Below are 26,343 nucleotides of genomic sequence, written 5' to 3' on the forward strand. Positions count from 1 at the left end.
GTTACAAAAATGTTTCATTTATTTTGCGTTTTTATTATAAATTTTTTGGAGGCACAATGAAAATTAAAGAAATTATAGTAGTTGAGGGCAAGGATGATACGACTGCCATTCAACGGGCGGTAAATGCTGATACAATTGAAACAAATGGATCTGCCATTAATGATGAAACCATTGAAAAAATTAAATTAGCGCAAGAGACAAGAGGTGTCATCGTCTTAACAGACCCAGATTATCCAGGACAAAAAATTCGTCATACGATTTCTGAGAGAGTACCTGGGTGTAAGCATGCGTTTATTCCAAAAGAAGAGGCATTACATAAGCACCGAAAAGGAGTAGGGGTTGAACACGCTTCTCCTGAATCCATTAGAAGAGCTTTAAAAGACGCTCATTTAGTGCAAGAAAGGTCACAAGAGAATGTGACAAATGAAGACTTAATAATAGCAGGCTTAATTGGTGGAGAAGGTGCTAAGGCTCGAAGAGAGAGTTTGGGTAAATTACTCAAAATTGGTTATACAAATGGTAAGCAACTTCATAAAAGGTTAATGGTTTTTGAAATAAGCAAGCAAGCTTTTGCAGAGGCCATTGAGGTTATTCGCAAGGAGGAAAACGATGTATAAAGATATTGCGACACCTGTTAGAACAAAGGAAATCATGAAAAAATATGGATTTTCTTTTAAAAAGAGCTTAGGTCAAAACTTTTTAATTGATACGAATATCCTAAGAAATATCGTTGATTATGCAGAGCTAACGAATGAATCGGCGGCTATTGAAGTAGGGCCTGGAATTGGTGCTTTAACTGAACAGTTGGCAAAACAATGTAAAAAGGTAGTTTCTTTTGAAATTGATCAGCGTCTACTTCCCATTTTAGAAGATACGTTAGCTCCTTATTCAAATACGACGATTATTCATCAAGATATTTTAAAGGCGAATGTTCAAGAAGTCATAGAACAAGAATTGTCTGGAATCACTGATATCATGGTGGTAGCGAATTTGCCTTATTATGTGACGACTCCAATTATTATGAAGTTGCTAGAGGAACAATTACCAATAAGAGGGATTGTTTGTATGTTACAGAAGGAAGTGGCAGACAGAATAGCAGCTAAGCCTGGAACAAAGGAATATGGCTCATTATCTATTGCGATTCAATACTATACAGAAGCTGAGACTGTCATGATTGTTCCGAAAACAGTATTTATTCCTCAACCTAATGTTGATTCCGCTGTTATTCGTTTAACAAGAAGAAAAGAACCCCTGTTTCCTGTCATAAGTGAGGAATTCTTTTTCAAAGTGACGAGGAGTAGTTTTGCACAAAGAAGAAAAACAATATTGAATAATTTAACGAGTCAGTTACCAGCAGGAAAAGAAAAAAAAGAATTGATTTTGTTAGCACTTTCTAAAGCAGAAATCGAGCCTGGAAGAAGAGGCGAGTCTCTAGCGATTGAAGAATTTGCGCGGCTAAGTGACACTCTATATCCGTATTTTCATTAACACCCAATTTAGGGTGTTTCTTTATTTATAGAAACGAGCCGCTTCCCCATTTCTTATTCACAGGTTACTGGTCTACTGCATATTTTAAAGCAGACAGATTTTGAGCTGTATGCTGGCAAAATGGAGTGAGTGATGCCCATGAGTATTAATAAAATGGACATAGTTGGTAGGAAGTCTTATCATTGCGATATTTTATTTAGAGTGGTTGAAATAAGAGAAGATAATCATAAAAAAATGGCTATCTTATATGGGGAGGATTTCCGCTTAATTGCTGATGCTCCTTTTAACGATTTAGTCCTAATTAATCCACTAGAACATGCTAAGAAGTCCCAACAATTTCGTTCATTAGAGGAACAATCCTTTCAGTTATTTCGGCAGGATATTCATTTGCTGAAAGAAAGACATGAGTATGAGTCAACAGGTGGTTATGCTAAATCCTTTAATTATTTTCAAATACCAGGCCGTGTGCTGCATTTAGATGGAGACTCCGCTTATTTAAAAAAATGCTTAACTGTTTATGAAAAAGTCGGAATTCCTGTCACGGGCATTCATTGCAATGAAAAAGAAATGGCCAATAAAATTGGGCAACTTCTTGACTATTACCGTCCAGATATATTGGTTATAACAGGGCATGATGCTTATACAAAATCAAAGGGTGAAAAGACTGATATTAATGCCTATCGACACTCGAGAGACTTTGTGCAAACGGTAAAAGAGGCTAGAAGGAAAATTCCTAATCTTGATCAGCTTGTTATTTTTGCTGGGGCTTGCCAGTCCCATTTTGAATCATTAATTCAAGCGGGAGCTAACTTTGCAAGCTCTCCTGCACGAGTCAATATCCATGCACTTGATCCCGTGTATATTGTTGCGAAGATCAGTTTTACCCCATTCATGGAAAGGATCAATGTTTGGGATGTCCTTCGTAATACGTTAACAGGTGAAAAGGGGCTTGGTGGGATTGAGACAAGAGGAATATTAAGAACCGGAATGCCGTTTAATGGTGGCACTAGTACCGAACAAGGTGAATAAGTCGTTTCTATATGAAAACGACTTATTTTTGCTTTCCAATTCATGTAAGTTTAGGTTATAGATGATACTACTGGAAGTAACATACATAATTAAGAAGAATCAAGGGGAAGATAATAATGTAGAAAAAAAGAAAAATTTGTAGAGCGAAAAATATTGACATTTATTTTTAAAGACTGTTATAATTTATATTTTTGCTTGACTTTTTTTCATTTTTGTTATATACTTACAGATAGTGAGGTGGACCGAAAATGGCAAAAACTTTAACGGATATCAAAAAGGCTCTTGATTCAAATTTAGGAAAAAGACTTTTGCTCAAGGCGAACGGTGGAAGACGGAAAACGATTGAGCGTTCAGGTGTTTTATCAGAAACGTATCCTTCTGTGTTCGTAATTGAACTAGATCAGGATGAAAATTCTTTTGAACGTGTTTCATATAGCTATGCCGATGTTTTAACAGAAACGGTACAAATTACTTTCTATGAAGATACATCAGGACAAGTTGCTTTAAGTTAACAAAAAGGCGATAGATAGCGTCATCATAGTTTCGATAAGTATAAGATGAGCAGATGAGAAGGATATGTACATTCTTCTCATCTGCTCATCTTATTTTTTTATAGGCTCTGTTAATGATGATTGTTAATAACTGGAACTCTTACATCAACACGATTATTTAAAAGAGCCTTTTGATCAAAAGGCTCTTTTCGTAAACTTTGTTGCTTTTCATACTATAAATAGAAATTAAATACTCATTTTAATATTGAACACATAAGAATGGTTACGAAAAGATGCCCCGACATTTTGATTAATACGGGTTTAGACATTCATTCGGAAAACAACAATCTATACGAAAACAGCCTATCAAAAAGTCTATTTCAAAAATAAGGTATTCATAAACCTTCTAAATCACCCAATACTAATGAAAGCCGGGATGATGAAAGGAGATGTTAAAGTTGGGCAGAAGAAAAGGTATTATGTCAGAAGGATTAAAAGAGGAAATTGCGAAAGAACTTGGGTTTTATGATGTTGTTCAAAAAGAAGGATGGGGTGGCATTAAGGCTCGAGATGCAGGTAATATGGTCAAGAGAGCAATTGAAATAGCAGAGCAAAATCTTTTAAACAATCGACGCTAAACTCTTTTCATTGCCATTAAAGTTACAACATTCTAGTAACGAAACTTTTCAACTAAAATGGATTCATTACGGCTAGCCAGGGCTCTACGCTCTGGCTATTTTTATACCTTACATAGCGAAGAAAATAGATCATTTATAAGATTGTCATGAATCTAACGTCTTACTTTCTCTATTTTGTGGTAAAATAGGACAAAAACCGGAGTCGTATCTTGCAAAGTAGGTGAAGTTTTTGAAGCTTTTAGTAAAAGCACCGGCAAAGATTAACTTGTCGTTAGATGTACTATATAAACGGCCTGATGGCTATCATGAAGTAGAAATGATCATGACGACCATTGATCTGGCAGATCGTTTAGAATTAACTTTATTAGACCAAAATGAAATAAAAATTATTTCTCATAATCGTTTTGTGCCTGATGATCATCGAAATTTAGCTTATCAAGCAGCGTTACTGTTAAAAAAACGTTTTTCTGTTCAAAAAGGCGTAGCAATCACAATTGAAAAAGTGATTCCTGTAGCAGCTGGACTAGCTGGTGGTAGCAGTGATGCTGCTGCTGCGTTAAGAGGTTTAAATAAACTTTGGGGATTAGGACTAACGATGGCTGAATTAGCTGAATTAGGTGCTGAAATTGGTTCGGATGTGTCTTTTTGCGTTTATGGAGGTACGGCATTAGCAAAAGGGCGGGGAGAAATTATCTCACATCTTCCAGCACCTCCAACTTGTTGGGTTGTTCTTGCCAAGCCCTTTATCGGCGTTTCGACAGCAGATGTGTATCGTCGCCTAGACTTAGGAAGAATTCATCATCCAGACACAAAGAAAATGCTTCAAGCTATTGAGGCAGGTCAATTTACGGACGTTTGTTCCAATCTTGGAAATGTTCTCGAGGATGTGACATTAAAACTTTATCCAGAGGTGGCACTAATAAAGGATCAAATGAAACGTTTTGGTGCAGATTCTGTTTTAATGAGTGGGAGTGGGCCTACCGTTTTTGGCCTTGTCCAACATGATTCTAGAATGCAGAGGGTATATAATGGATTAAGAGGTTTTTGCGATCAGGTTTTTGCTGTAAGGATGTTAGGTGAGCAACATACTCTTGATTAGATCCGTATATTAGTGTTATATTAACATTAAAATATTCGGATTTAAAGGGAGGTCTTGATTGGTGAAATTTCGTCGGAGTGAGCGATTAATTGATATGACGGATTTTTTATTAAAGCATCCCCGACAATTAATTCCTCTTACTGTTTTTGCAGAAAGATATAGTTCGGCAAAGTCTTCCATAAGTGAAGATTTGGCGATTATTAAAGAGGTTTTTGAAGCGAGAGGAATTGGCACTTTGCAAACGATTGCAGGGGCTGCAGGTGGAGTGAAATTCCAAGTTGAAGTAAATAAAGAGGATGCCCGTTTATTTATTAAAGAGCTTTGCGAATTAATGTCTAATCCGGAACGGCTCCTGCCAGGCGGATACTTATATATGACAGATATACTTGGCAACCCGTCTATTGTTCAGAAGGTAGGAAGAATGATTGCTTCGACCTATATCAATACTCCGATAGATGTCGTGATGACCGTTGCGACAAAAGGGATACCGATTGCCTATGCAGTGGCTAATTATTTAAATGTCCCTGTTGTGATTGTCAGAAGGGATAGCTTGGTTACAGAGGGACCGACCGTTAGCATTAACTATGTATCTGGTTCACATAAACGGATTCAGACAATGCTCCTATCAAAAAAAAGCTTAGCTGAAGGGTCTAATGTTTTGATCATTGATGATTTTATGAAGGCAGGCGGCACAGTGAATGGGATGATCAGCATGTTGGAGGAGTTTCGTGCAAATGTAGCTGGAATTGCCGTTCTTGTAGAAGCAGAGAAAGCAGACGAACGTTTAGTTGATGACTATCTCTCATTAATTAGATTGTCAGATGTTGACGTAAAAGAGAAAAAGATCAATGTGAGTGAAGGAAATTATTTTAATAAAAGGCTTTGTTAATGATGATTTTTGATAAATCGTCTTTGGTGTATGTGGCCATGTGTTTTATTCAGAATGAATAACGTAATGGACGCTTACACCAAAGACGATTAAAACATCAATGCTATTATTTAACAAAGTTTAATCAAAAAGGATAATAAAGAGGAGGATTTTTTCATGAAAATCGTTAACACAACAGAAGCACCTGCTGCTATTGGACCCTATTCCCAAGGAATTATAGTAAACAATCTTTTTTATAGCTCTGGACAGATACCTTTGACAGCTCAAGGAGAAATGGTGGACGGGGATGTTAAAGAACAAACACATCAAGTATTTAAGAATCTGCAAGCAGTTTTGAAAGAAGCAGGTGCGTCATTAGAGTCCGTTGTAAAGGCGACTGTTTTTATTAAAGATATGAATGAGTTTGCTCTAGTGAATGAAGTTTATGGGGAATATTTCCACACACATAAACCTGCGCGTTCTTGTGTTGAGGTAGCCCGCCTTCCAAAGGATGCATTAGTTGAAATTGAGGTAATCGCGCTCGTTAAGTAAAACGAGCGTTTTTTTTATGTTTAAGTACGATTTATAAAAAATTAATGTATAAATAAAGGAAAATATGATTATTATTCCTAAAGTTGAAGTTTATTACAATTATTTATAAAAAAATTACTATTTAAGCAGGAATTAAGAAAATTCTGTTGAATCTATAAACTTAGTTATTATTAATTTTCTGTGCAAAGGTGGTGAACAAAATGGAAGTAACTGACGTAAGATTACGCCGTGTAAATACGGATGGACGCATGAGAGCGATCGCATCTATTACGTTGGATAATGAGTTTGTTGTTCATGATATCCGCGTCATTGATGGTAACAATGGCTTGTTTGTTGCAATGCCAAGTAAACGTACGCCTGATGGTGAGTTTCGCGATATCGCCCACCCAATTAACTCTGGTACACGCGGCAAGATCCAAGAGGCAGTTTTGACAGAATATCATCGTTTAGGTGAAGTAGAAGCAGAAGTAGAGTATGAAGAAGCGGGTGCTTCTTAAAAAGAATAAATCAAAATGAAAAGAGCCTTCTTTAATTAGAAAGGCTCTTTTCATTTGTATGCTTTTTTCACTGTTGACCTTCATGATTTTCTTCTTCTACCACTCATCAAAATATTATTTTTCCATAAAAAGAGTACTTCTTTGTTTCTGTTCTTGAAAAGAATTGTTATTTGATATATATTTTTAATGGATAAAAGGGTATTGGAGGCCTATTAATGCTTACTCGTTATGCTGTAATACTAGCCGCTGGTCAAGGGACAAGAATGAAATCAAAGCTTTATAAAGTCTTGCATCCTGTTTGTGGCAAACCAATGGTTCAACATGTCGTTGATCAAATTGAAAAGCTTAATATAGAGGAAATCGTTACAATTATTGGCCACGGAGCCGAAAAAGTAAAGGCACAGCTTGGCAATCAAAGTGAATATGTCCTTCAGGCAGAACAACTTGGGACTGGTCACGCTGTTCTTCAAGCAAAGGAATTACTAAGTGGTAAGCAAGGGGTCACTCTTGTTGTATGTGGCGATACTCCACTGATTAAAGCAGAAACAATGGAGGCTCTATTCGAGCACCATGAAAAAACAAAAGCTAAGATCACGGTCTTAACTGCCCAAGCAGATGAGCCAACAGGCTATGGTCGTATTGTCAGAAGTGAAACAGGTTTAGTTGAAAAAATTGTTGAGCATAAAGATGCTTCTGAAGAAGAACGTTTGATTGCAGAAATTAATACGGGTACGTATTGCTTTGATAATGAAGCTTTATTTGAAGCATTAAATCAAGTGACTAATGATAATGTTCAGGGGGAGTATTATTTACCCGATGTGATTGAGATCTTAAAAGGTAAAGGTGAGATCGTTACAGCTTTTAAAACAGGCGATTTCGGTGAGACTCTTGGCGTAAATGATCGAGTGGCCCTTTCTGAAGCAGAGCAGATCATGAAAAAGCGGATTAATCGGAAGCATATGCAAAATGGTGTGACCATTATTGATCCATTAACAACATATATTGGAGCAGATGTAGAAATTGGACCTGATACAGTCCTCTTACCTGGAACAATGATTACTGGTAGTACAACTATTGATTCTGATTGTCAAATTGGTCCAAATAGTGAAATTAAAAATTGTCAAATTGGTCATAATACAGTCATTAGGCAATCAGTTGCACATGATAGTCAAATTGGCTCGGATGTTAATATTGGACCATTTGCGCATATTCGACCTCATTCAAATATCTATGATGAAGTGAAGATAGGTAACTTTGTTGAAATTAAAAAAGCAGTTTTTGGTCATGGAAGCAAAGCGTCACACTTAAGTTATATAGGGGATGCTGAAGTCGGTAGTAAGGTTAATATTGGCTGTGGTTCTATCACTGTTAATTATGATGGGAAAAATAAATACTTAACGAAAATAGAAGATGGAGTATTTATTGGCTGTAACTCTAATTTAGTTGCCCCTGTGACAGTAGGAAAAGGTGCTTATGTAGCAGCTGGTTCAACCATTACAGAAAATGTACCTGGAGATGCGCTTGCAGTTGCTCGTGCTCGTCAAATAAATAAAGAGAATTACGTGCAAAATTTTAATACAGACAAATAAATAAGCAATTGGAGGTCAATATGTCTAATCAGTATTTAGATCCAAATTTAAAAGTGTTTTCCCTAAACTCGAACCTTGGGTTAGCAGAGGAAATTGCAAAGGTAATCGGGGTGGAGCTTGGAAAATGTACAGTAACTCGTTTTAGTGATGGAGAGATTCAGATTAATATTGAAGAAAGCATACGTGGATGTGATGTATTTATTATTCAATCTACGAATACTCCTATTAATGAGCACATAATGGAACTATTAATTATGATCGATGCTTTAAAAAGAGCTTCAGCAAAGTCTATTTGTGTTGTTATGCCATATTACGGTTATGCTCGTCAAGATCGAAAAGCGCGTGCACGTGAACCGATTACAGCTAAGTTAGTGGCGAATATAATTGAAACTGCTGGAGCAACTCGAATGATTACACTGGATCTACATGCTCCACAAATCCAAGGATTCTTTGATATTCCAATTGACCATCTAATGGGAGTTCCAATTTTAGCCGAACATTTTGAAAACCGTGATTTTGATGGTGACATCACAGTAGTTTCGCCTGATCATGGGGGAGTGACGCGCGCTAGAAAATTAGCCGATCGTTTGAAAGCTCCAATTGCGATTATTGATAAACGTCGCCCAAGGCCAAATGTGGCAGAAGTGATGAATATTGTTGGTAACGTTGAAGGAAAAGTATGTATTTTAATTGATGATATCATTGATACAGCTGGGACCATTACGTTAGCTGCAAATGCCTTAATAGAAAGTGGTGCTAAAGAAGTGTATGCTTGTTGTACACATCCAGTACTGTCAGGACCTGCGATTGAAAGAATTGAAAATTCGAAAATTAAAGAATTAGTCATCACGAACTCGATTGCTTTACCAGAAGAAAAGCAAATAAATAAAATTAAAAACCTTTCTGTTGCCTCGTTGATTGGAGAAGCTATTATCCGTGTTCATGAGGAACAATCTGTTAGTATTTTGTTTGATTAAGAAATTCCATTATGAGGCTTGCTAATTTAGCAGGCCTCATATACATGACAAAGTTTGATTGTTATGGTAGATTTTGTTTAAGCATCTTGTTTTGAAAATTTAAACTATTTCAAGGATCAATCTGACATGACATTCAGCTTGTGAATAAAACTAAAATGTTTAGATCTTCCTATTTTAGGGTATTTTTTTATAGAGATACCTTTGAATAAAGAATTGGAAGGAGACATTTAGAATGAATACAGTTTTACAAGCAAAAGAACGAAAATTATTGCGTCATTCAGCATTAACAAGTATACGGAAAGAGGGAAATATCCCTGCGGTCGTATATGGTTCAACTTTAGGGAGCAAATCCATTTATTTAAACGAAATAGAATTACTTAAAACGATTAAAGATGTTGGAAGAAACGGTATCATTGCACTAGATGTTGAGGGGAATAGGCAAAATGTTATCTTAACAGATTATCAAATAGACCCATTGAAAAATGGATTTGTGCATGCTGATTTTCTTGCTATAGATATGTCGAAAGAGTTAACGACAGACGTAAGAGTTGTCTTAACTGGGGATGCTGCTGGAGTGAAAGATGGGGGTGTGATGCAACAACAGTCATTGCACGAAGTTTCTGTCACTGCTACACCGGCAAACATTCCACAGTCCGTTGACATTGACGTAGCAAATTTACAAGTTGGAGAAACGATTACAATTGCTGATATCAAAGCAAATAGCCAGTTTACGATAAATCATGAAGACGATGAAGTAGTCGCTTCTATCCTCGCTCCACGTCAGGAAGTAGAAATTAGTACTGGCGAAGAGCAGGCAGAAGGTACTCCTGAGAACCTTGAAGGAAGAGAAACAAATCCTAACAATCCTAACACTCCTAACAAGTGATAAGTAAAGAGTATTTATAGGTCAATAATGAAATTTGAAAAGACAATCAGAGGAGAGGGAAATGCACCAATTATATTTCCCTCCCCTCTGTCATTGCTCTTAAAAGTTCTTCTATTAAAATGACCGTATGGATGATTATGACGTGGAAATGTTCTTCGGTGTTTATGAGTATGTATGGGCCTTCTCTTACTTTAATGATACCCATAAAATTATTTAAAAAGATTTTGAAAAAAGCCTATATATTCAATAGAATGAATATAATTGGGAATAGAAGTAAGGGTGGAAAGTATGAAACTTATAGTGGGTTTAGGGAACCCGGGGAAACAGTATGCTCAAACAAGACATAATATTGGTTTTGAGGTTATTGATGCATTAGCAGATCGTTTACATATCTCACTCGACCAAGCAAAATTTAAAGGGATCTATGGCAGCGGAATTGTACAAGGAGAAAAAGTTTTTTTATTGAAGCCATTAACCTATATGAATCTGTCAGGTGAGTCAATTTCTGCCATGATAAATTATTTTCAAATGGATATAGATGATTTAGTCGTTATTTATGATGATTTAGATTTACCGGTTGGTAGAATACGTCTACGTCAAAAAGGGAGTGCGGGTGGACATAATGGGATTAAATCAACCATTTCTCATTTAGGAACCCAGGAATTCAATCGAATTCGTGTGGGGATCAATCGTCCATCAAATGGAATGACTATTACAGATTATGTTCTCGGTCGCTTTACACAAGAGGAGCAAGAACTGATAAAGGTGGCAGTTGAGCGAAGTGCTGACGCCTGTGAGGAATGGATAAGGAAGCCTTTTTTACAAGTAATGAATACGCATAATTAATAGAATGAATTCTACAATTATGGGCAATAATAACATTAATGAAAAAAGTGCAAGCGTCTTAATAGAAGCCCTTAAGGGAGTGGCGCTAAAGCTCGATTATTATGTTATGAAGGAGGTAATGGAATGGGAATTCATTACCATTGTCGTCATTGTGGAATGAAAATGGGTACACTTAATCAAAATTCAATTGAGACAGAGCGCCTCGGATTTCATAAATTAAATGATGAGGAAAGACAGGATATGATAACTTATAACTCTAATGGAGATATTCACATCAAATCTATTTGTGAAGACTGCCAGGAATCACTTGAAAAAAATCCTGAATATTATCAAAATGACTTTTTAATTCATTAAAAGCTTTGGAGCTTTATCCAAAGCATTTTTCTATTTAAATATATGAAAAAAGGTAAGTGTTATAATAAAAGAAAAAGAAGGTTGATTATCATAATGGTCGATATTGGAGGGAGGGGCTTTGATGCTAGGACTGAAGGGCCTTTTTAATCAACAAGAGGAAATAGGAAACGTTATAGCAGGGGTTGACGAAGGCTTACGTGAGCAACTCGTTGCTGGGTTATCGGGTTCAGCAAGAACCTTGTTTATCGCTTCTGTTTATGAAAAAACAAAAAAACAAATACTGATTGTAACGCATAATTTATTACAAGCCCAAAAATTATTTGATGATCTTGTTCACGTGATCGGTGAAGAAGATGTGTTTCTCTATCCTGCAAATGAACTAATAGGAGCGGAAATTAGTGTTGCCAGCCCAGAATTAAAAGCACAGCGCATTGAGGTTTTAAATCATTTGAGCACAGAGAAAGGTAGTATCGTGATTGTGCCTATTGCAGGTATGCGGAAATTTGTTCCACCTCCTGCTGTATGGAAACAGTATCAACTCACTTTCAAGGTTGGAGATGAGCTTAGTATCGATGATCAGCTTCTTCAATTTATTGAGATGGGCTATGTACGTACAGAAATGATTGATTCCCCTGGTGAATTTAGTGTAAGGGGCGGAATTATTGATATTTATCCGTTAACAGAAACAAATCCAATTAGAATAGAGTTATTTGATACAGAGATTGACTCGATCCGTACCTTTTCATTAGAGGATCAACGTTCTATTGAAAAATGTGATGAAATGACAATTGGACCAGCAACAGAAATTCCATTTCAGGAAGAGCAATATGCACGGTTAGTTGAGAAATTAGAAATTGGACTGAAGGATAGTTTAAATCATGTAAAAGATGAAGGTGTAAAAACTCAGCTCACGCAGAATATTAGCTATGAATTAGAACAGTTAAAAAATCATCAAAAACCAGAACAACTATTTAAGTATCTTTCTATTTCCTATGATCCGGTTAGTAGTTTAATAGACTATTTTTCGAAAAATTCTATTCTTTTTATTGATGAGATTAGTCGGGTTCAGGAAATGAACGAATCACTTGAGAAAGAAGAGGCGGAATGGTATACGGGTTTATTAAGTGAAGGAAATATTATTCACAATGTAAAGATGTCATATTCTTTATCGGAATTAACTTCTCGTTCAAACTTATCTGTCATTTATTTGTCATTATTTTTGCGACATGTTCCAAATACAAACCCACAAAATATTATTAATGTGGCATGTAAACAAATGCAAAGCTTTCACGGTCAGATGAATGTTTTAAATGGGGAAGTAGAGCGTTGGAAGAAAAATCAGTATACGATTTTATTCCTTGGATCTGATGAAGATCGTGTAAAAAGGTTGGAGCGTATCCTCGCAGACTATGATATTGAAGCGACTGTTACTAGTAATGAGTTGTTAAAGGGAAAAGTTCAAATTATGCAAGGGGACTTATTAACAGGGTTCGAGCTTCCTATTCAAAAACTAGCTATTGTGACAGAGGAAGAGCTTTTTACGAAAAGAGCTAAAAGATCATCGCGTCGCCAAAAATTATCGAATGCAGAAAGAATTAAGAATTACTCTGAACTCAAAGTGGGAGATCACGTCGTCCATGTAAATCATGGGATCGGGAAGTACCTTGGAATTGAGACGTTGGTGATTAATGGAGTCCATAAAGATTATCTTCATATTCGTTATCAAGGAAGTGACAAACTTTATGTACCAGTAGAGCAAATCGATTTGGTACAAAAGTATGTCGCTTCAGAAGGTAAAGAACCAAAAATCTATAAATTAGGCGGTAGCGATTGGAAAAAGGTCAAGAAAAAGGTTCAATCCTCTGTTGAAGATATTGCTGAAGATTTAATTAAGCTTTATGCAGAGCGTGAAGCGGCGGTTGGTCATGCTTTTAACCCTGATGGAGATATGCAGCGTGAATTTGAAACTTCCTTTGCTTATCAGGAGACAGAAGATCAACTTCGCTCGATTCAAGAAATTAAAAAGGACATGGAAAAAGAAAGGCCAATGGATCGTCTTCTTTGTGGAGATGTTGGATATGGGAAAACGGAAGTGGCTATTCGAGCCGCCTTTAAAGCCATTGCAGATGGAAAACAAGTTGCCATTCTTGTTCCAACAACGATCTTAGCTCAACAACATTATCAAACGATGATTGAACGGTTTCAAGATTATCCAGTTAACATTGGTTTGCTTAGTCGTTTCCGTACACGAAAGCAACAAACTGAAACGATAAAAGGATTAAAAAGTGGTACGGTAGATGTTGTTGTCGGAACACATCGACTATTATCGAAGGAAATTCAATATCGAGATTTAGGATTGTTAATTATCGATGAAGAGCAACGTTTTGGTGTCAGCCATAAAGAGAAAATAAAAAAGTTAAAGACAAATGTTGACGTATTAACGCTAACAGCGACACCTATTCCGCGTACTCTTCACATGTCCATGCTTGGTGTTCGTGATTTGTCAGTTATTGAAACGCCTCCGGAGAATCGTTTTCCAGTGCAAACTTATGTAATGGAATATAATGGGGGACTGGTAAGGGAAGCGATTGAACGTGAACTTGCGAGAAATGGCCAAGTCTATTTTCTTTATAATAGAGTAGAAGATATTGAGCGAAAAGCAGAGGAAATTTCGATGCTGGTACCTGATGCAAAGGTAACCTTCGCACATGGAAAAATGAATGAGAATGAATTAGAATCAGTCATGTTAAGTTTTCTAGAGGGTGATTTTGATGTTCTTGTTAGTACAACCATTATTGAGACAGGTGTAGATATTCCGAACGTTAATACACTTATTGTCAACGATGCCGATAAAATGGGCCTTTCACAGCTTTATCAGTTAAGGGGACGGGTGGGACGTTCGAATCGTGTTGCTTATGCCTATTTTACTTATCGGAAGGACAAAGTTCTAACTGAGGTAGCAGAAAGACGTTTACAGGCAATTAAAGAATTTACTGAGCTTGGCTCAGGTTTTAAAATTGCGATGCGAGATTTATCGATTCGTGGAGCAGGTAATCTGTTAGGTGCACAACAGCATGGATTTATTGATTCAGTTGGTTTCGATCTCTATTCACAAATGTTGAAAGAAGCGATTGAGGAAAGAAAAGGTGGCCTTGAAGAAGCAAAGCGTCAGTCAGTTGAAATCGACTTAGATATCGATGCTTATATTCCGGATACCTACATAAAGGATGGCCAGCAAAAAATCGAAATGTATAAGCGTTTCCGAGGTATAAGTGATCTGGATGATATAAAAGAGTTACAAGAAGAAATGATCGATCGATTTGGTGAATATCCAGATGAAGTTTCCTATTTATTCCAAATTGCCGAAATCAAAGTTTTTGCTTTACTTGTCGGCATTGAAACCATTAAACAAACAAAAGATGAGGTAACGATTCTTTTAACAGAAGAGAAAAGTAGCTCTATAGATGGGCATAAAGTCTTTCAATTAACCAACCAATATGGAAGAATGGTTGGTCTAGGTATGGAAGGAACAAAGTTTAAAATGGTACTTCATGTGAAGAAGGTATCTTTAGAAATATGGTTGAATGCCATTTATGAAATTTTACAAGGGATGCATGAAAAAAAAGAGGATAGTAAAACATCTATTTCATAATCGTTATGTCACACCTTTCTATCTGGTATTTTTATCCTAATATGGAATGAATAACATTGACAAGAAAAAGTCATTGTATATGTATAGAACTTTCTGTATGAAAGATACTAAGTTCAAATATGGTGAAGATTACATATTGAGGAATATGAATCATTGCCACATGGAACAAATCATCAGATGAAAGTGAGGCAACGTTGAATGAAAGCAACTGGTATTGTTCGTCGAATCGATGATTTAGGTCGTGTCGTTATCCCAAAGGAAATTCGCAGAACATTACGTATCCGCGAAGGTGATCCATTGGAGATATTCGTTGACCGTGATGGAGAAGTGATTTTAAAGAAATATTCCCCTATTAGTGAATTAGGTGATTTTGCAAAAGAGTATGCTGAAGCAATATTTGACAGTTTAGGAAACCCGGTACTTATTTGTGATAGAGATACATTTATTGCGAGTGCGGGAGGGTCTAAAAAGGAGTATTTGAATAAAAATATAAGTGGTCTTCTTGAGAAAACAATGGAAGAGAGAAACTCGATCATTATGAATCAACAATCTGAAACAACATTAGTAGATGGTATTAGTGAGGAAATTGCTTCTTACACCGTTGGCCCAATTATTGCAAATGGTGACCCAATTGGTGCTGTGATCATTTATTCTAAGGAAGGCTCTTTAGGTGATGTTGAGCAAAAAGCAGTAGAAACAGCTGCAGGATTTCTAGCAAGGCAAATGGAATCATAATTAGAATGGTGTAAGTGTCTTGGAAATATGCAAAAAAGCTTGTTTCTATGGAAATTATCGATCTTATCATTAAACAAAAGAGGCAGCCTAACCGCTGTCTCTTTTGTTGCCTAAACAGGAAGTATAACATTCTTCAATTTAATTAACGGTCTAGCTTCAGCGCTCTTACATAAATAATGTGCTATAATACTTTCGAATTTATCTAAAGAAAAGAAAGTATGATCTTTTGAATTTTGATTACTGTCTAGCGCAAGCAGCCTACCCTCTCGAGTCATAAGCCAATCTAGCAAGAAGATTAAAGAAGAACCTCCTTGCCGGCTCGTCTTGTGCTTGGCAAATAGAATTTATGATCATAAATTCTATTTACATAAGTGCAACTACGCTTCTGACTTCGCCTGAAGGCTCGTCAATTAGTGAGTTTTCTTTATCAGGGGTGAGCAAGGCGCTTGTGTTTTTCTTATTTGGAAGGAGTTGGGCAATGAAGCCCGGAAATCAAGTGAAGAATCTGTTTAAAGGGACGGTCATACTGACCATTGCGGCATTATGTACTAAAATTCTAAGTGCTTTTTACCGAATTCCCTTTCAAAATATTGTTGGGGATATCGGTTTTTATATTTACCAGCAGGTATATCCCTTTTATGGAATAGCAATCGTACTATCTACATACGGATTTCCCGTGGTCATATCGAAATTGCATGCAGAAGAAATGGCAAAGGGAGAACAAGGTAATACAAAGCAATTGTTTGTTGTGTCTATGCTTTTTCTATTGGGGTTTGGTTTACTATGTTTTTTACTGCTTTATAGTGGGGCAGGATGGTTGGCAAACTATATGAATGATCCCCAGCTTATCCCGTTACTAAAAGTAATTGCTGTTATTTTTTTAATCATGCCAGTGATTGCTTTATTAAGAGGATTCTTTCAAGGGTCTGATGAGATGATGCCGACTGCAGTATCACAAGTGAGTGAACAGCTTGTTAGAGTTTTAACAATACTAGTATCTGCTTTATTTCTTGTCTATCACCATTATTCTCTTTATAGCGTAGGAATTGGAGCTGTTTTCGGCTCCATTACAGGTGGAGTAACTTCGGCTCTTATCTTATTATTCTTCTGGCAGCGTATTAGAAAGAAAGAACCTCTTCATGGGGCAGTTTATTTTCGGCAAAGTGGAAGAATCATTAAGACCTTCTTTCTTCAGGCATTTCCTTTTTGTGTAAGCAGTATGTTGCTTATTTTTATTCAGTTAGCAGATTCATTAAATCTATATTCACTATTAATCGATTCAGGACTAGGCAGCGAAGTTGCAAAGAGCTTAAAGGGGATTTACGATCGTGGTCAACCTCTTATTCAACTAGGTACAGTCGTTGCGACATCGATGTCATTATCATTAGTTCCACTTATTACAAAAGAAAAGCTTCAAAAGGATACCTCGATTTTAACGGAGAAAATTCAACTTGCTCTAAAAATTAGCATACTTGTTGGTGTTGGAGCGACAATGGGACTGTGGAACATTATAAAGCCAACAAATATGATGCTATTTGAAAATACAGATGGCTCGCATATATTAGCTGTACTAAGTTTATCAATTCTTTTAGCATCTATTATTATGACAGTAACAGCTATTTTACAGGGGTTAGGATCGATCTTTTTTCCTGCTGTTGCTATTTTTGGCTGTTTCGTCATGAAGTATGTGTTAAACATACTTCTTATACCAAAGTTTGGAACAATGGGGGCCGCTTTAGCATCTATCTTTTCTTTATTGGTCATATTAGTGATGTTAGTTGTTAAATTACATAAAATGATGGAAGAGTCCCTTATACATAAACGATTTTATGTCATGATTAGTGTAGCAGCTGTTGTTATGATGGTCGTTTTAAATGTTTTTTTACAAATGACAGACTTCTTTTATGAATTTGGTCATTCAAAGAGATTATTTGCTAGTATGCAGGCATTAGGTGCTGTTATTTTGGGTGGCTTTGCCTATATGGTCATTATTTTAAAAACAAATTTATTCAAGGAAGATGAACTTTCCTTATTACCTCTAGGAAGTAAGTTGATGGTTTTCTTACCAAAGAAAAACGGGAGATGAAGAGTTTATGAAGAAAATTAATATTATAGGGCTTGGAGCGGGAGACCTCGATCAGTTGCCGCTAGGTGTTTATAAATTACTTAATAGTGGTGTGCCTGTTTACTTACGGACAAAGGAGCATCCTGTTGTTTCTGAGTTGGAAAAAGAAGGATTTTGCTATCATTCATTTGATTCTATTTATGAAAAGCATGAGCAGTTTGAAGCTGTTTATGAAGACATATGTGAAACTTTACTATCAAATAAAGAGGATGAACTCATTTATGCAGTTCCAGGTCACCCACTTGTAGCTGAAAAGACCGTTCAACTTTTACTTGATAGGGGAAATGAAAGAGGCGTTGTTATTAGAGTAAGTGGAGGAAAAAGCTTTCTAGATGATATGTTTACTACGTTGCGAGTTGATCCTATTGAGGGCTTTCAACTATTAGATGCAACAGATTTAAAATTAGAGGAGATCCAGCTTAGACAGCATATAGTAATTGGTCAAGTGTATGATTCCTTTATCGCATCAAATGTAAAGCTTACTTTTATGGAGAAACTCCCGTATGATTATGAAGTTTACATTGTAACAGCAGCAGGCAGTAAAGATGAAAAGACCCGAAAGATTCCTTTGGTTGAACTGGACCGCGAGGCGGAATTGAATAATTTAACATCTGTGTATATACCACCTGTTCAGGAAGAGGTTATCCTATATAAAGACTTTAGTAAGCTAAGAGGAATCATTGCTGAGTTAAGAGGTCCGAATGGTTGTCCGTGGGATTTGAAGCAAACGCATGAATCGTTAAAAAAATATTTAATTGAAGAGGCTTATGAAGTCGTGGAGGCTATTGGGGAGCAGGATATTGATCATTTGGTTGAAGAGTTGGGTGATGTGTTACTTCAAGTTCTTCTTCATGCACAGATTGGTGAAGATGATGGCTATTTTTCCATTGATGATGTAATAGAAGGTCTATCGGCGAAAATGGTGCGTCGTCACCCACATGTTTTTGGTGATAAAATAGCAGAAACGGCTGATGATGTTGTTCGCAATTGGCAGGAAATCAAGCAAGAGGAAAAAGGGAAGCGTAACGAATCGATACTCGATGAGGTAGGAATGTCTTTACCAAACATTATTCGTGCTTTTGAACTTCAGAAAAAAGCGGCTAAGGTTGGGTTTGACTGGCCTGATGTGGGTGGTGCTTGGGAAAAAGTAAAGGAAGAAATTATCGAATTTGAAGCTGAGATGGCTAAAGACAGTTCAAATGAAAAAGCTGTAAAGGAATTTGGTGATATTTTATTTGCTCTAGTCAATGTGGCCCGTTATTATGAAATCAATCCGGATGAAGCATTATTTAGGACAAATCAAAAATTTATCCATCGTTTTCATTATATTGAGGAGAAGGTAATAGAAAGCGGTAAATCATTTAAGGATTTTACGTTAGATGAACTGGATCATTTTTGGAATGAAGCGAAAAAGCTAGGGTACTAAAAGGGAGTGTAGATATGCGTTTAGATAAATTTTTAAAGGTATCGAGATTAATAAAACGCCGGACATTGGCAAAGGAAGTTTCTGATCAAGGCAGAATAACCATTAATGGGATTCAAGCAAAGGCGAGTACGAATGTAAAGGTAGGGGATGAGTTAACCATCCGCTTTGGCCAAAGGATTGTAACAGTGAAAATTGAAAAGCTTCAGGAAACAACCAAAAAAGAAGCAGCGGCTGAAATGTATTCCACCATAAAGGATGAGAGGATTCCATCCGAGTTTTAATCAGAGCCTTTTTCGATCCCAATGCAGTAGCTAACTGCTGTAGCATTTCAATTAGTTCTAAATCCTGCTTTTTTTCATAAACATGTACAAAAGGTTGTACTATGGGATTGTGAGGGATGAAGAATGAGTCAATATTATGAATCGAATTCTCCAAAAAGTACTGTTCAAGAACATGATGTGATCATGAAAGGTAGAAGGCTCTTAGAAATTAGCGGTGTTAAACAAGTAGAAAGTTTTGATAATGAAGAGTTTTTATTAGAAACGGTTATGGGGTTTTTGGCAATTAAAGGTGAGAATCTCCAAATGAAAAATCTCGATGTGGACAAAGGTGTTGTTTCAATTAAAGGGAAAATATTTGACCTGGTTTATATTGATGAACAACCTGGAGACAAGGCTAAAGGGCTCTTTAGCAAATTATTTCGATGACACTCACTACTCAATTTATGACTATGCTGGCAATGATCGGCATGGGAACCTTCTTTGGAGCAGCCCTTGATACGTATAATCGATTTTTACAGAGAAGAAAGCGAAAGAGTTGGCTTGTTTTTATCAACGATATTTTATTTTGGGTTTTTCAAGGGCTTCTCATTTTTTTTGTTTTATTCCATGTAAACCAGGGAGAATTGAGATTTTATATTTTTCTTGCTTTATTATGCGGTTTTGCTACTTACCAAAGTATATTAAAACAGCTATACTTAAAGTGTTTGGAGAAACTGATTTCTATCGTTATATCTGTGTTTGAATTCACTGTAAAATTTGTCCATCTAGTGGTATATAGGCCTATTCAAATCTTTATCTCAGTGCTTGTCACTACTATTTTAACGATAGGTAAAGGTTTGCTTGTTCTATTAAAAGGGTGTATCCGATGTATCTTGTCTATCATAAAAATATTATGTATGCCAATCATATGGATTTTGTTACTTTTTTGGAAACTGTTACCGAAGGGTCTTAAAAAATGCGTCGAGAAGTTATATAATAAACTGGCAGGAAAATTAAAAATAATAAAGAATACTATAGTCACATGGATTGAGTCACGGAAAAAGGGTCATAAGTAAGGAGGGTTGTGTAAGTGAGTGCCAATAAGAAACGTAATATTGCCAAACTTGAGACAAATTACGCTTTGCAGCAGGAAGAGAGTCAACTAAGTGTTGCAAGACGGAAAAAGTTTTTTTTAAGGCGCTTAACTGTTTTTTTAATTCTTGCTGCTATTATTTCTTATTTGATGGTTTCGACACTCATTTCGCAAAACTCTGTAGTGGCCAATAAGACAGAGCAAATGAAGAGATTAGAACAAGAGCTAAACTCATTGAAACATGATGAAGTTCTTCTAAAAGAAGAGGTTGTTAAGTTAAATGATGATGATTATATCGCTAAGTTGGCAAGAAAAGAGTACTTCTTGTCTGAAGATAATGAAATAATTTTTACTCTTCCTGAAAAGAAGAAACAGGAAATGGAAAAATCAACTAACTAGGGCTATATTGCACTCTTTCGTCTTATTTTGTATAATATAATACAAGTATGATTTTGCATATTTTTAAGGAGGAAATTTCTTTTTATGTCAATCGAAGTAGGCAGCAAGTTACAGGGAAAGGTAACAGGAATTACTAATTTTGGAGCATTTGTGGAGCTGCCGGAAGGTTCAACCGGGCTTGTTCACATTAGTGAGGTCGCAGATAATTATGTAAAAGATATTAATGATCATTTAAAAGTAGGCGACGTAGTCGAAGTAAAGGTCATTAATGTGGAGAAGGACGGTAAGATAGGTCTATCCATTAAAAAGGCAATAGACAGACCAGAAAGACCAGAAAGACCTAGCCGACCAGAAAGACCAGTAAGAAGCGACAGAGGTGACCGCGGTGGTGATTCAAGAGGTGGTTACTCTCAACGTCCACGCCATGGTCAAGGGAGATCTAATGATAACCATCGTGCTCCTAAAGAAAATTTTGAATCTAAAATGGCACGCTTTTTAAAAGATAGTGAAGACCGTTTATCTTCTCTTAAGCGCAATACTGAATCCAAACGTGGGGGAAGAGGCGCTAAACGAGGGTAACTTGCTGCTGATTTACTATAAAAAGGCAGGGTTTTTCATTTATAGTCCCTATAAAAAAGACAAATCTTATACCTTGGATTTGTCTTTTTTATTGTTCAAACTAGAAAAGACTCCTATCGATTTAGGAGTCTTTTCGTATTTCAGTATAGCGATGGAGGGGCTCGAACCCACGACCTTACGGGTATGAACCGTACGCTCTAGCCAGCTGAGCTACATCGCCAAGATATATATTATAAAGAAATAAAGGGAATGTTAATATAGTCCCAAGAATCTTGTCATATAAGTAGGATATAAGTTTTAGTAACATTAGATTTTAGAATATATTGGAGGGTAAGTACAATTTTCTTAGAAATAAAACAATAAAATAGTCAGAATAATCTAACTTATTTAGAGATTAAGAAGAAAAGAGTCGAACGAAAAAAGGCTGCTTGTCTAATATTTTGACAAACTTTTAAAGAGAGCAACTATATAATGATTTAAAAAATACTTATAGAGGGAGTGTAGCTATGTGGGAAAGGTGGAACGGAACTTCATTGAACCAATTGGGGAAGTTGATTTTGCTAAATCGAAGCTAAGGTTAGAAAATCCTTTTAAAAACTTCCAGGTGAAGATGGAAACTCTTTTTCTGAAAAAGGGCTATATCCTTTTGTTTATAGGATTCTTACTTGGACGTTCATTAATATTGGCAACGTTGACTCCATTTAGCATCCCATTTTTTGCTGCTGTCTATCTTGTTAGAAGAGACCGGGCTCCGTTGGCATTAATTGGTCTAATTGGTGGAGCAGCTACTTTATCTGTAATGGATGCGGTATCAACTTTTGCATTGACGGTTCTATTTTTAGTAATCTATCGATCTACAAAAAAGTGGTTGAAAAATGAGGTAAAGCTTATTCCTTTCTATGTATTTTCTGTTTTACTTCTTGGGAGTCTTGCTGAAGCATACGTACTCTCAGGACAATTTACATTGTATGAGCTCATGATGGCAGGTGTAGAATCGAGTTTAGGCTTTATTTTAACACTGATCTTTTTACAGAGTCTTCCTTTATTGTCGATCTCAAAGCGCAGACAATCATTAAAAACAGAAGAAATTGTCTGTTTAATTATCTTGCTTGCTTCGGTTATGACGGGAACGATTGGATGGACATTATATGATTTGTCGATTGATCATATTTTATCGCGTTATCTCGTATTATTATTTGCTTTTGTAGGTGGGGCGACGGTTGGGTCGACAGTGGGTGTTGTTACAGGTCTGATATTTAGTTTAGCAAGTGTTTCTAGCTTTTCGCATATGAGCCTTTTAGCTTTTTCTGGCTTGCTGGGCGGCCTCTTAAAAGAAGGGAAAAAAATAGGTGTTTCCATTGGCTTATTTATTTCAACCCTATTAATGAGTATGTATGGGGAAGGAAATAGCATCTTAGTTCAATCGATATTAGAAACAACGGTGGCAGTAGGGCTTCTTTTCCTTACACCCAAAAGCCTTACTTCAAAACTAGCAAAACATATTCCTGGTACACTTGAATATTCTCAAGAGCAGCAACAATATATGAGAAAGATGAGAGATGTGACAGCTCAAAGGGTGGAGCAGTTTTCCAACGTATTTCAAGCCCTTTCTAGTAGTTTTGCAAACCAGAATGAAACCATTGATTGGGATGAAACGGACCGAGAACTAGATTATTTTTTAAGTAATGTCACGGAAAAGACATGCCAACTTTGCCACAGGAAGGAACAATGTTGGACGAAGAACTTTAATACAACGTATGATTATATGAAAGAAATTATGACGGAAATGGAACACAAAGAAGGAGAGGTTTCACAAAGGTTATATAGAGAATGGGGAACTCATTGTATCAAACCGAAAAAAGTAATTGAAGCTATGTATCAGGAACTTACCTATTATCAAGCAAATCAGAAGTTAAAGAAACAAGTAAAAGAGTCAAGGAGGCTTGTAGCGGATCAATTGTTAGGTGTGTCAGAAGTGATGGGGAATTTTGCGAAAGAAATCCAGAGAGAAAGGGAAAACCATCATAAGTCAGAGGAATTAATTCTTGAAGCAATGCAGGACTTTGGTATTCATATTGAAAATGTCGAAATTTATAGTCTGGAGCAAGGCAATGTTGATATTGATATGACGATACCTGATTATGAAGGTCATGGAGAATGTGAAAAAATCATCGCACCGATGTTATCCGATATTTTAGGTGAGACAATTCTCGTTAATTCTGAAGAAAGTTCGGAATATCCAAATGGATTCTACCATGTTACATTCCGTTCTGCTAAGGCCTATACAGTTGAAACAGGAGTTGCACATGCTGCAAAGGATGGTGGATTAATTTCTGGTGATAGTTATTCAACGATTGAGCTAGGCTGTGGAAAGTATGCGGTAGCCATAAGTGATGGGATGGGAAATGGAGAGAGGGCCCATATTGAAAGTCAGGAAACACTTCAACTCCTACAAAAAATATTGCAATCAGGGATTGAAGAAAAGGTAGCGATCAAATCTGTTAATTCAGTGTTATCATTAAGAACAACAGATGAAATTTTTTCGACATTGGATTTAGCTATGGTGGATTTACAAAATGCTGCCGTAAAATTTCTGAAAATTGGATCTACTCCAAGTTTTATAAAAAGAGGAGGAAAGGTACTTAAAATACAGGCAAGTAACTTACCGATGGGGATTATTGAGGATTTTGAAGTGGATGTAGTGAGTGAGCAATTAAAAGCTGGCGATCTTCTTGTTATGATGAGTGATGGAGTGTTTGAGGGACCGAAGCATGTAGAAAATTATGATCTATGGATGAAACGAAAAATAAAAGAATTAAAAACTGATGACCCTCAGGAGGTGGCTGACTTGATAATGGAAGATGTGATTCGGTCTAGGTCAGGCTTTATTGAGGATGATATGACTGTTGTTGTTGCAAAAATAAAACATAATACGCCAAAATGGGCATCAATCCCTGTTCACAAATATAAACAGAAAGCTAATTAATGTATAAATTCCCTTCCGATAGTCGAAAATGGTAAAAATTCATATTTGGAGGGGAACTTGATGAAGACAGGAACACTCAAGCAAATCTTACTGATTACAGATGGTTGCTCTAATCAAGGGGAAGATCCTATCGCTATGGCTGCTCTTGCTAAGGAGCAGGGGATTACTGTAAACGTAATAGGTGTCATGGATCAGGATATTATCGATGACCAAGGGTTAAAAGAAATCGAAGGAATCTCCATGGCGGGTGGTGGAGTAAGTCAAGTTGTCTATGCTCATAAGCTTTCACAAACTGTTCAAATGGTTACAAGAAAGGCTATGACACAAACTCTTCAAGGCGTGATAAATAAAGAATTAAAGCAAATACTCGGACAATCTCAAACAGTGGAAGATCTCCCACCAGAAAAAAGAGGAGAAGTCATGGAAGTTGTTGATGAGCTTGGGGAAACAGTTGAGCTAGAGGTGCTTATTCTTGTTGATACAAGTGCAAGTATGAAGCAAAAACTTCCAACGGTAAAAGAAGCGCTTCTTGATCTTTCTTTAAGCTTAAACGCTCGAACTGGTGAAAATCGTTTTTCTGTCTTTGTATTTCCTGGGAAAAAGAAGGATGTTGAAAAATTATTAGATTGGACACCACGACTTGACTCATTGACGGAAGTTTTCTCAAAATTAACAACTGGTGGTATTACGCCAACTGGTCCAGCAATTAATGAAGCTTTAGGTTATTTCAGAAAAAAACGTTCATTAAGGAGTTTGCTCTCTCGTGATGATGAATCATTCTATGAAGAATCAGTGTAAAGTGAAGCCAGGGACAATCATTGAAGGCAAATGGCATAAGAAGCATTATATCATTTTGAAAGAGCTAGGGTTTGGGGCGAACGGGATTGTCTATCTCGCAAAGTGGCACAATCAACAAGTAGCTTTAAAAATGAGCGATAATGGAATGTCTATAACGTCTGAAGTGAATGTGCTTAAATCCTTTGCAAAGGTCCAGGGATCAGCCCTTGGACCTTCTTTACTTGATGTAGACGATTGGGAGCGAAAGAGTGGTCAAATTTCTTTTTATGTTATGGAGTATATTCAAGGTCCGGAATTTATGACATTCATTGAACAGAAGGGGATCTCTTGGATGCCAGTATTAACGTTACAGTTATTAACCGATTTAGAAAGGCTACATCGTAATGGTTGGGTATTCGGTGATCTAAAACCGGAAAATTTAATTGTAACAGGCCCTCCTGCTAGAATTCGCTGTATTGATGTTGGTGGAACTACGATAAAAGGGAGAGCCATAAAGGAATACACCGAATTTTACGATAGAGGTTATTGGGGACTGGGTTCGAGAAAAGCTGACTCAGGGTATGATTTATTTGCTGTTGCCATGATCATGATTAATACCGTTTATCCAAAACGATTTAATAAAACAACAGGCGGTATTATGCAGTTACGTGATCACATTAATCAAAATAAACAATTAAAAAAGTTTGAAGAAGTTATTTTAGGTGCGTTACAAGGACATTATCATTCAGCTGAAGAGATGCGAAACGGTTTATTACAAATTATCAGTAAAGACCGTCAGGATACAAGAAAAGTGACTAGACAAACAAGGTCAAGTCATTCGGCTCATCGACCAGTAAAGCAAAAGAAGCAAAAAAAGAGTGGAAGAATAGAGACCTTCCTAATATTTACCATTGTTATACTATTATATATTTTTTACATTTACGGACAGTTAATCTAAGAAAAAGAGAGTGAAATAAATGAATTCAAAGGTTGGTTA

General features: G+C 36.5%; 26 protein-coding genes and 1 tRNA gene. 26 read left to right on the forward strand and 1 reads right to left on the reverse strand.

Annotated features, from left to right (window positions below; all coding sequences use genetic code 11):
* Positions 1-56 precede the first annotated feature (56 nt).
* The 23 genes from rnmV (at position 57) to JMM81_RS17735 (ending at position 21,583) form a co-directional block, all read left to right on the forward strand.
* Positions 57-617 (forward strand): ribonuclease M5, encoded by a 561-nt coding sequence (rnmV, locus tag JMM81_RS17625; protein ID WP_256242875.1) that lies wholly within the window; start codon positions 57-59, stop codon positions 615-617.
* On the forward strand, positions 610-1,488 hold the full coding sequence (gene rsmA, locus JMM81_RS17630; RefSeq protein ID WP_256242876.1) for a 16S rRNA (adenine(1518)-N(6)/adenine(1519)-N(6))-dimethyltransferase RsmA: 879 nt from the start codon (positions 610-612) through the stop codon (positions 1,486-1,488). Before rnmV ends, rsmA begins: the two co-directional genes overlap by 8 nt.
* 138 nt (positions 1,489-1,626) lie before the next feature.
* Complete coding sequence (yabG, locus tag JMM81_RS17635; protein WP_256242877.1) at positions 1,627-2,517, forward strand: sporulation peptidase YabG; 891 nt, start codon at positions 1,627-1,629, stop codon at positions 2,515-2,517.
* A 248-nt stretch (positions 2,518-2,765) separates the two neighbouring features.
* On the forward strand, positions 2,766-3,029 hold the full coding sequence (veg, locus tag JMM81_RS17640; protein WP_256242878.1) for a biofilm formation stimulator Veg: 264 nt from the start codon (positions 2,766-2,768) through the stop codon (positions 3,027-3,029).
* A gap of 437 nt (positions 3,030-3,466) precedes the next feature.
* A complete protein-coding gene (locus JMM81_RS17645; protein WP_256242879.1) occupies positions 3,467-3,646 on the forward strand; it encodes a small, acid-soluble spore protein, alpha/beta type in 180 nt (59 codons plus the stop codon).
* Between the two features lie 229 nt (positions 3,647-3,875).
* Positions 3,876-4,745, forward strand: coding sequence for a 4-(cytidine 5'-diphospho)-2-C-methyl-D-erythritol kinase (gene ispE / locus JMM81_RS17650; protein ID WP_256242880.1), 870 nt, complete (start codon positions 3,876-3,878; stop codon positions 4,743-4,745).
* Between the two features lie 61 nt (positions 4,746-4,806).
* Positions 4,807-5,634: a pur operon repressor gene (gene purR / locus JMM81_RS17655; RefSeq protein ID WP_256242881.1), complete on the forward strand. Its 828-nt coding sequence runs from the start codon at positions 4,807-4,809 to the stop codon at positions 5,632-5,634.
* 156 nt (positions 5,635-5,790) lie between these two features.
* Positions 5,791-6,165 carry a 2-iminobutanoate/2-iminopropanoate deaminase gene (ridA, locus tag JMM81_RS17660; RefSeq protein ID WP_256242882.1) on the forward strand — a complete coding sequence of 125 codons (375 nt, stop codon included), beginning with the start codon at positions 5,791-5,793 and terminating at the stop codon, positions 6,163-6,165.
* 200 nt (positions 6,166-6,365) lie between these two features.
* Entirely contained in the window at positions 6,366-6,662 is a 297-nt protein-coding gene (gene spoVG, locus JMM81_RS17665) for a septation regulator SpoVG (protein ID WP_256242883.1), read from the forward strand.
* A gap of 215 nt (positions 6,663-6,877) precedes the next feature.
* Entirely contained in the window at positions 6,878-8,251 is a 1,374-nt protein-coding gene (gene glmU, locus JMM81_RS17670; protein ID WP_256242884.1) for a bifunctional UDP-N-acetylglucosamine diphosphorylase/glucosamine-1-phosphate N-acetyltransferase GlmU, read from the forward strand.
* A 20-nt stretch (positions 8,252-8,271) separates the two neighbouring features.
* A complete protein-coding gene (locus JMM81_RS17675; protein WP_256242885.1) occupies positions 8,272-9,228 on the forward strand; it encodes a ribose-phosphate diphosphokinase in 957 nt (318 codons plus the stop codon).
* A 232-nt stretch (positions 9,229-9,460) separates the two neighbouring features.
* A complete protein-coding gene (locus JMM81_RS17680; protein WP_256242886.1) occupies positions 9,461-10,114 on the forward strand; it encodes a 50S ribosomal protein L25/general stress protein Ctc in 654 nt (217 codons plus the stop codon).
* A gap of 288 nt (positions 10,115-10,402) precedes the next feature.
* Positions 10,403-10,960 (forward strand): aminoacyl-tRNA hydrolase, encoded by a 558-nt coding sequence (gene pth / locus JMM81_RS17685; protein ID WP_256242887.1) that lies wholly within the window; start codon positions 10,403-10,405, stop codon positions 10,958-10,960.
* Positions 10,961-11,083: 123 nt separating this feature from the next.
* On the forward strand, positions 11,084-11,314 hold the full coding sequence (gene fin, locus JMM81_RS17690; protein ID WP_256242888.1) for an anti-sigma-F factor Fin: 231 nt from the start codon (positions 11,084-11,086) through the stop codon (positions 11,312-11,314).
* A 121-nt stretch (positions 11,315-11,435) separates the two neighbouring features.
* Positions 11,436-14,966, forward strand: a complete 3,531-nt coding sequence (gene mfd, locus JMM81_RS17695) for a transcription-repair coupling factor (RefSeq protein WP_256242889.1) — start codon at positions 11,436-11,438, stop codon at positions 14,964-14,966.
* A 198-nt stretch (positions 14,967-15,164) separates the two neighbouring features.
* The gene (gene spoVT / locus JMM81_RS17700) at positions 15,165-15,701 is read left to right on the forward strand and encodes a stage V sporulation protein T (protein ID WP_256242890.1); all 537 of its coding nucleotides are present in this window, start codon (positions 15,165-15,167) and stop codon (positions 15,699-15,701) included.
* Positions 15,702-16,179: 478 nt separating this feature from the next.
* Entirely contained in the window at positions 16,180-17,787 is a 1,608-nt protein-coding gene (locus JMM81_RS17705) for a putative polysaccharide biosynthesis protein (protein ID WP_256242891.1), read from the forward strand.
* Between the two features lie 7 nt (positions 17,788-17,794).
* Complete coding sequence (yabN, locus tag JMM81_RS17710; protein WP_256242892.1) at positions 17,795-19,252, forward strand: bifunctional methyltransferase/pyrophosphohydrolase YabN; 1,458 nt, start codon at positions 17,795-17,797, stop codon at positions 19,250-19,252.
* A gap of 14 nt (positions 19,253-19,266) precedes the next feature.
* Entirely contained in the window at positions 19,267-19,533 is a 267-nt protein-coding gene (locus JMM81_RS17715) for an RNA-binding S4 domain-containing protein (protein WP_256242893.1), read from the forward strand.
* A gap of 123 nt (positions 19,534-19,656) precedes the next feature.
* Complete coding sequence (gene yabP, locus JMM81_RS17720) at positions 19,657-19,959, forward strand: sporulation protein YabP (RefSeq protein WP_256242894.1); 303 nt, start codon at positions 19,657-19,659, stop codon at positions 19,957-19,959.
* Positions 19,956-20,588 (forward strand): spore cortex biosynthesis protein YabQ, encoded by a 633-nt coding sequence (gene yabQ / locus JMM81_RS17725; protein WP_256242895.1) that lies wholly within the window; start codon positions 19,956-19,958, stop codon positions 20,586-20,588. The genes yabP and yabQ overlap by 4 nt, the downstream gene beginning before the upstream one ends.
* A gap of 14 nt (positions 20,589-20,602) precedes the next feature.
* Positions 20,603-21,004, forward strand: a complete 402-nt coding sequence (locus JMM81_RS17730; RefSeq protein WP_256242896.1) for an FtsB family cell division protein — start codon at positions 20,603-20,605, stop codon at positions 21,002-21,004.
* A gap of 84 nt (positions 21,005-21,088) precedes the next feature.
* Positions 21,089-21,583, forward strand: a complete 495-nt coding sequence (locus JMM81_RS17735; protein ID WP_256242897.1) for a S1 domain-containing RNA-binding protein — start codon at positions 21,089-21,091, stop codon at positions 21,581-21,583.
* Positions 21,584-21,729: 146 nt separating this feature from the next.
* On the opposite strand, the gene JMM81_RS17740 is transcribed toward JMM81_RS17735, so the two are convergent.
* Positions 21,730-21,803 (reverse strand) — tRNA-Met (locus JMM81_RS17740).
* A 288-nt stretch (positions 21,804-22,091) separates the two neighbouring features.
* Here JMM81_RS17740 and spoIIE point away from each other — a divergent pair.
* Genes spoIIE through JMM81_RS17755 form a run of 3 tightly spaced genes read left to right on the forward strand, consistent with a single transcriptional unit; the run spans position 22,092 to position 26,304 of the window.
* Positions 22,092-24,569 (forward strand): stage II sporulation protein E, encoded by a 2,478-nt coding sequence (gene spoIIE / locus JMM81_RS17745; protein ID WP_256242898.1) that lies wholly within the window; start codon positions 22,092-22,094, stop codon positions 24,567-24,569.
* Between the two features lie 60 nt (positions 24,570-24,629).
* The gene (locus JMM81_RS17750) at positions 24,630-25,367 is read left to right on the forward strand and encodes a VWA domain-containing protein (protein ID WP_256242899.1); all 738 of its coding nucleotides are present in this window, start codon (positions 24,630-24,632) and stop codon (positions 25,365-25,367) included.
* The gene (locus JMM81_RS17755) at positions 25,336-26,304 is read left to right on the forward strand and encodes a serine/threonine-protein kinase (RefSeq protein WP_256242912.1); all 969 of its coding nucleotides are present in this window, start codon (positions 25,336-25,338) and stop codon (positions 26,302-26,304) included. The genes JMM81_RS17750 and JMM81_RS17755 overlap by 32 nt, the downstream gene beginning before the upstream one ends.
* The last annotated feature ends 39 nt before the right edge of the window (positions 26,305-26,343 follow it).

This window comes from Bacillus sp. V3B (assembly GCF_024494465.1).
In the GTDB taxonomy this organism is placed as follows: Bacteria; Bacillota; Bacilli; order Bacillales; family Cytobacillaceae; genus Bacillus_BD.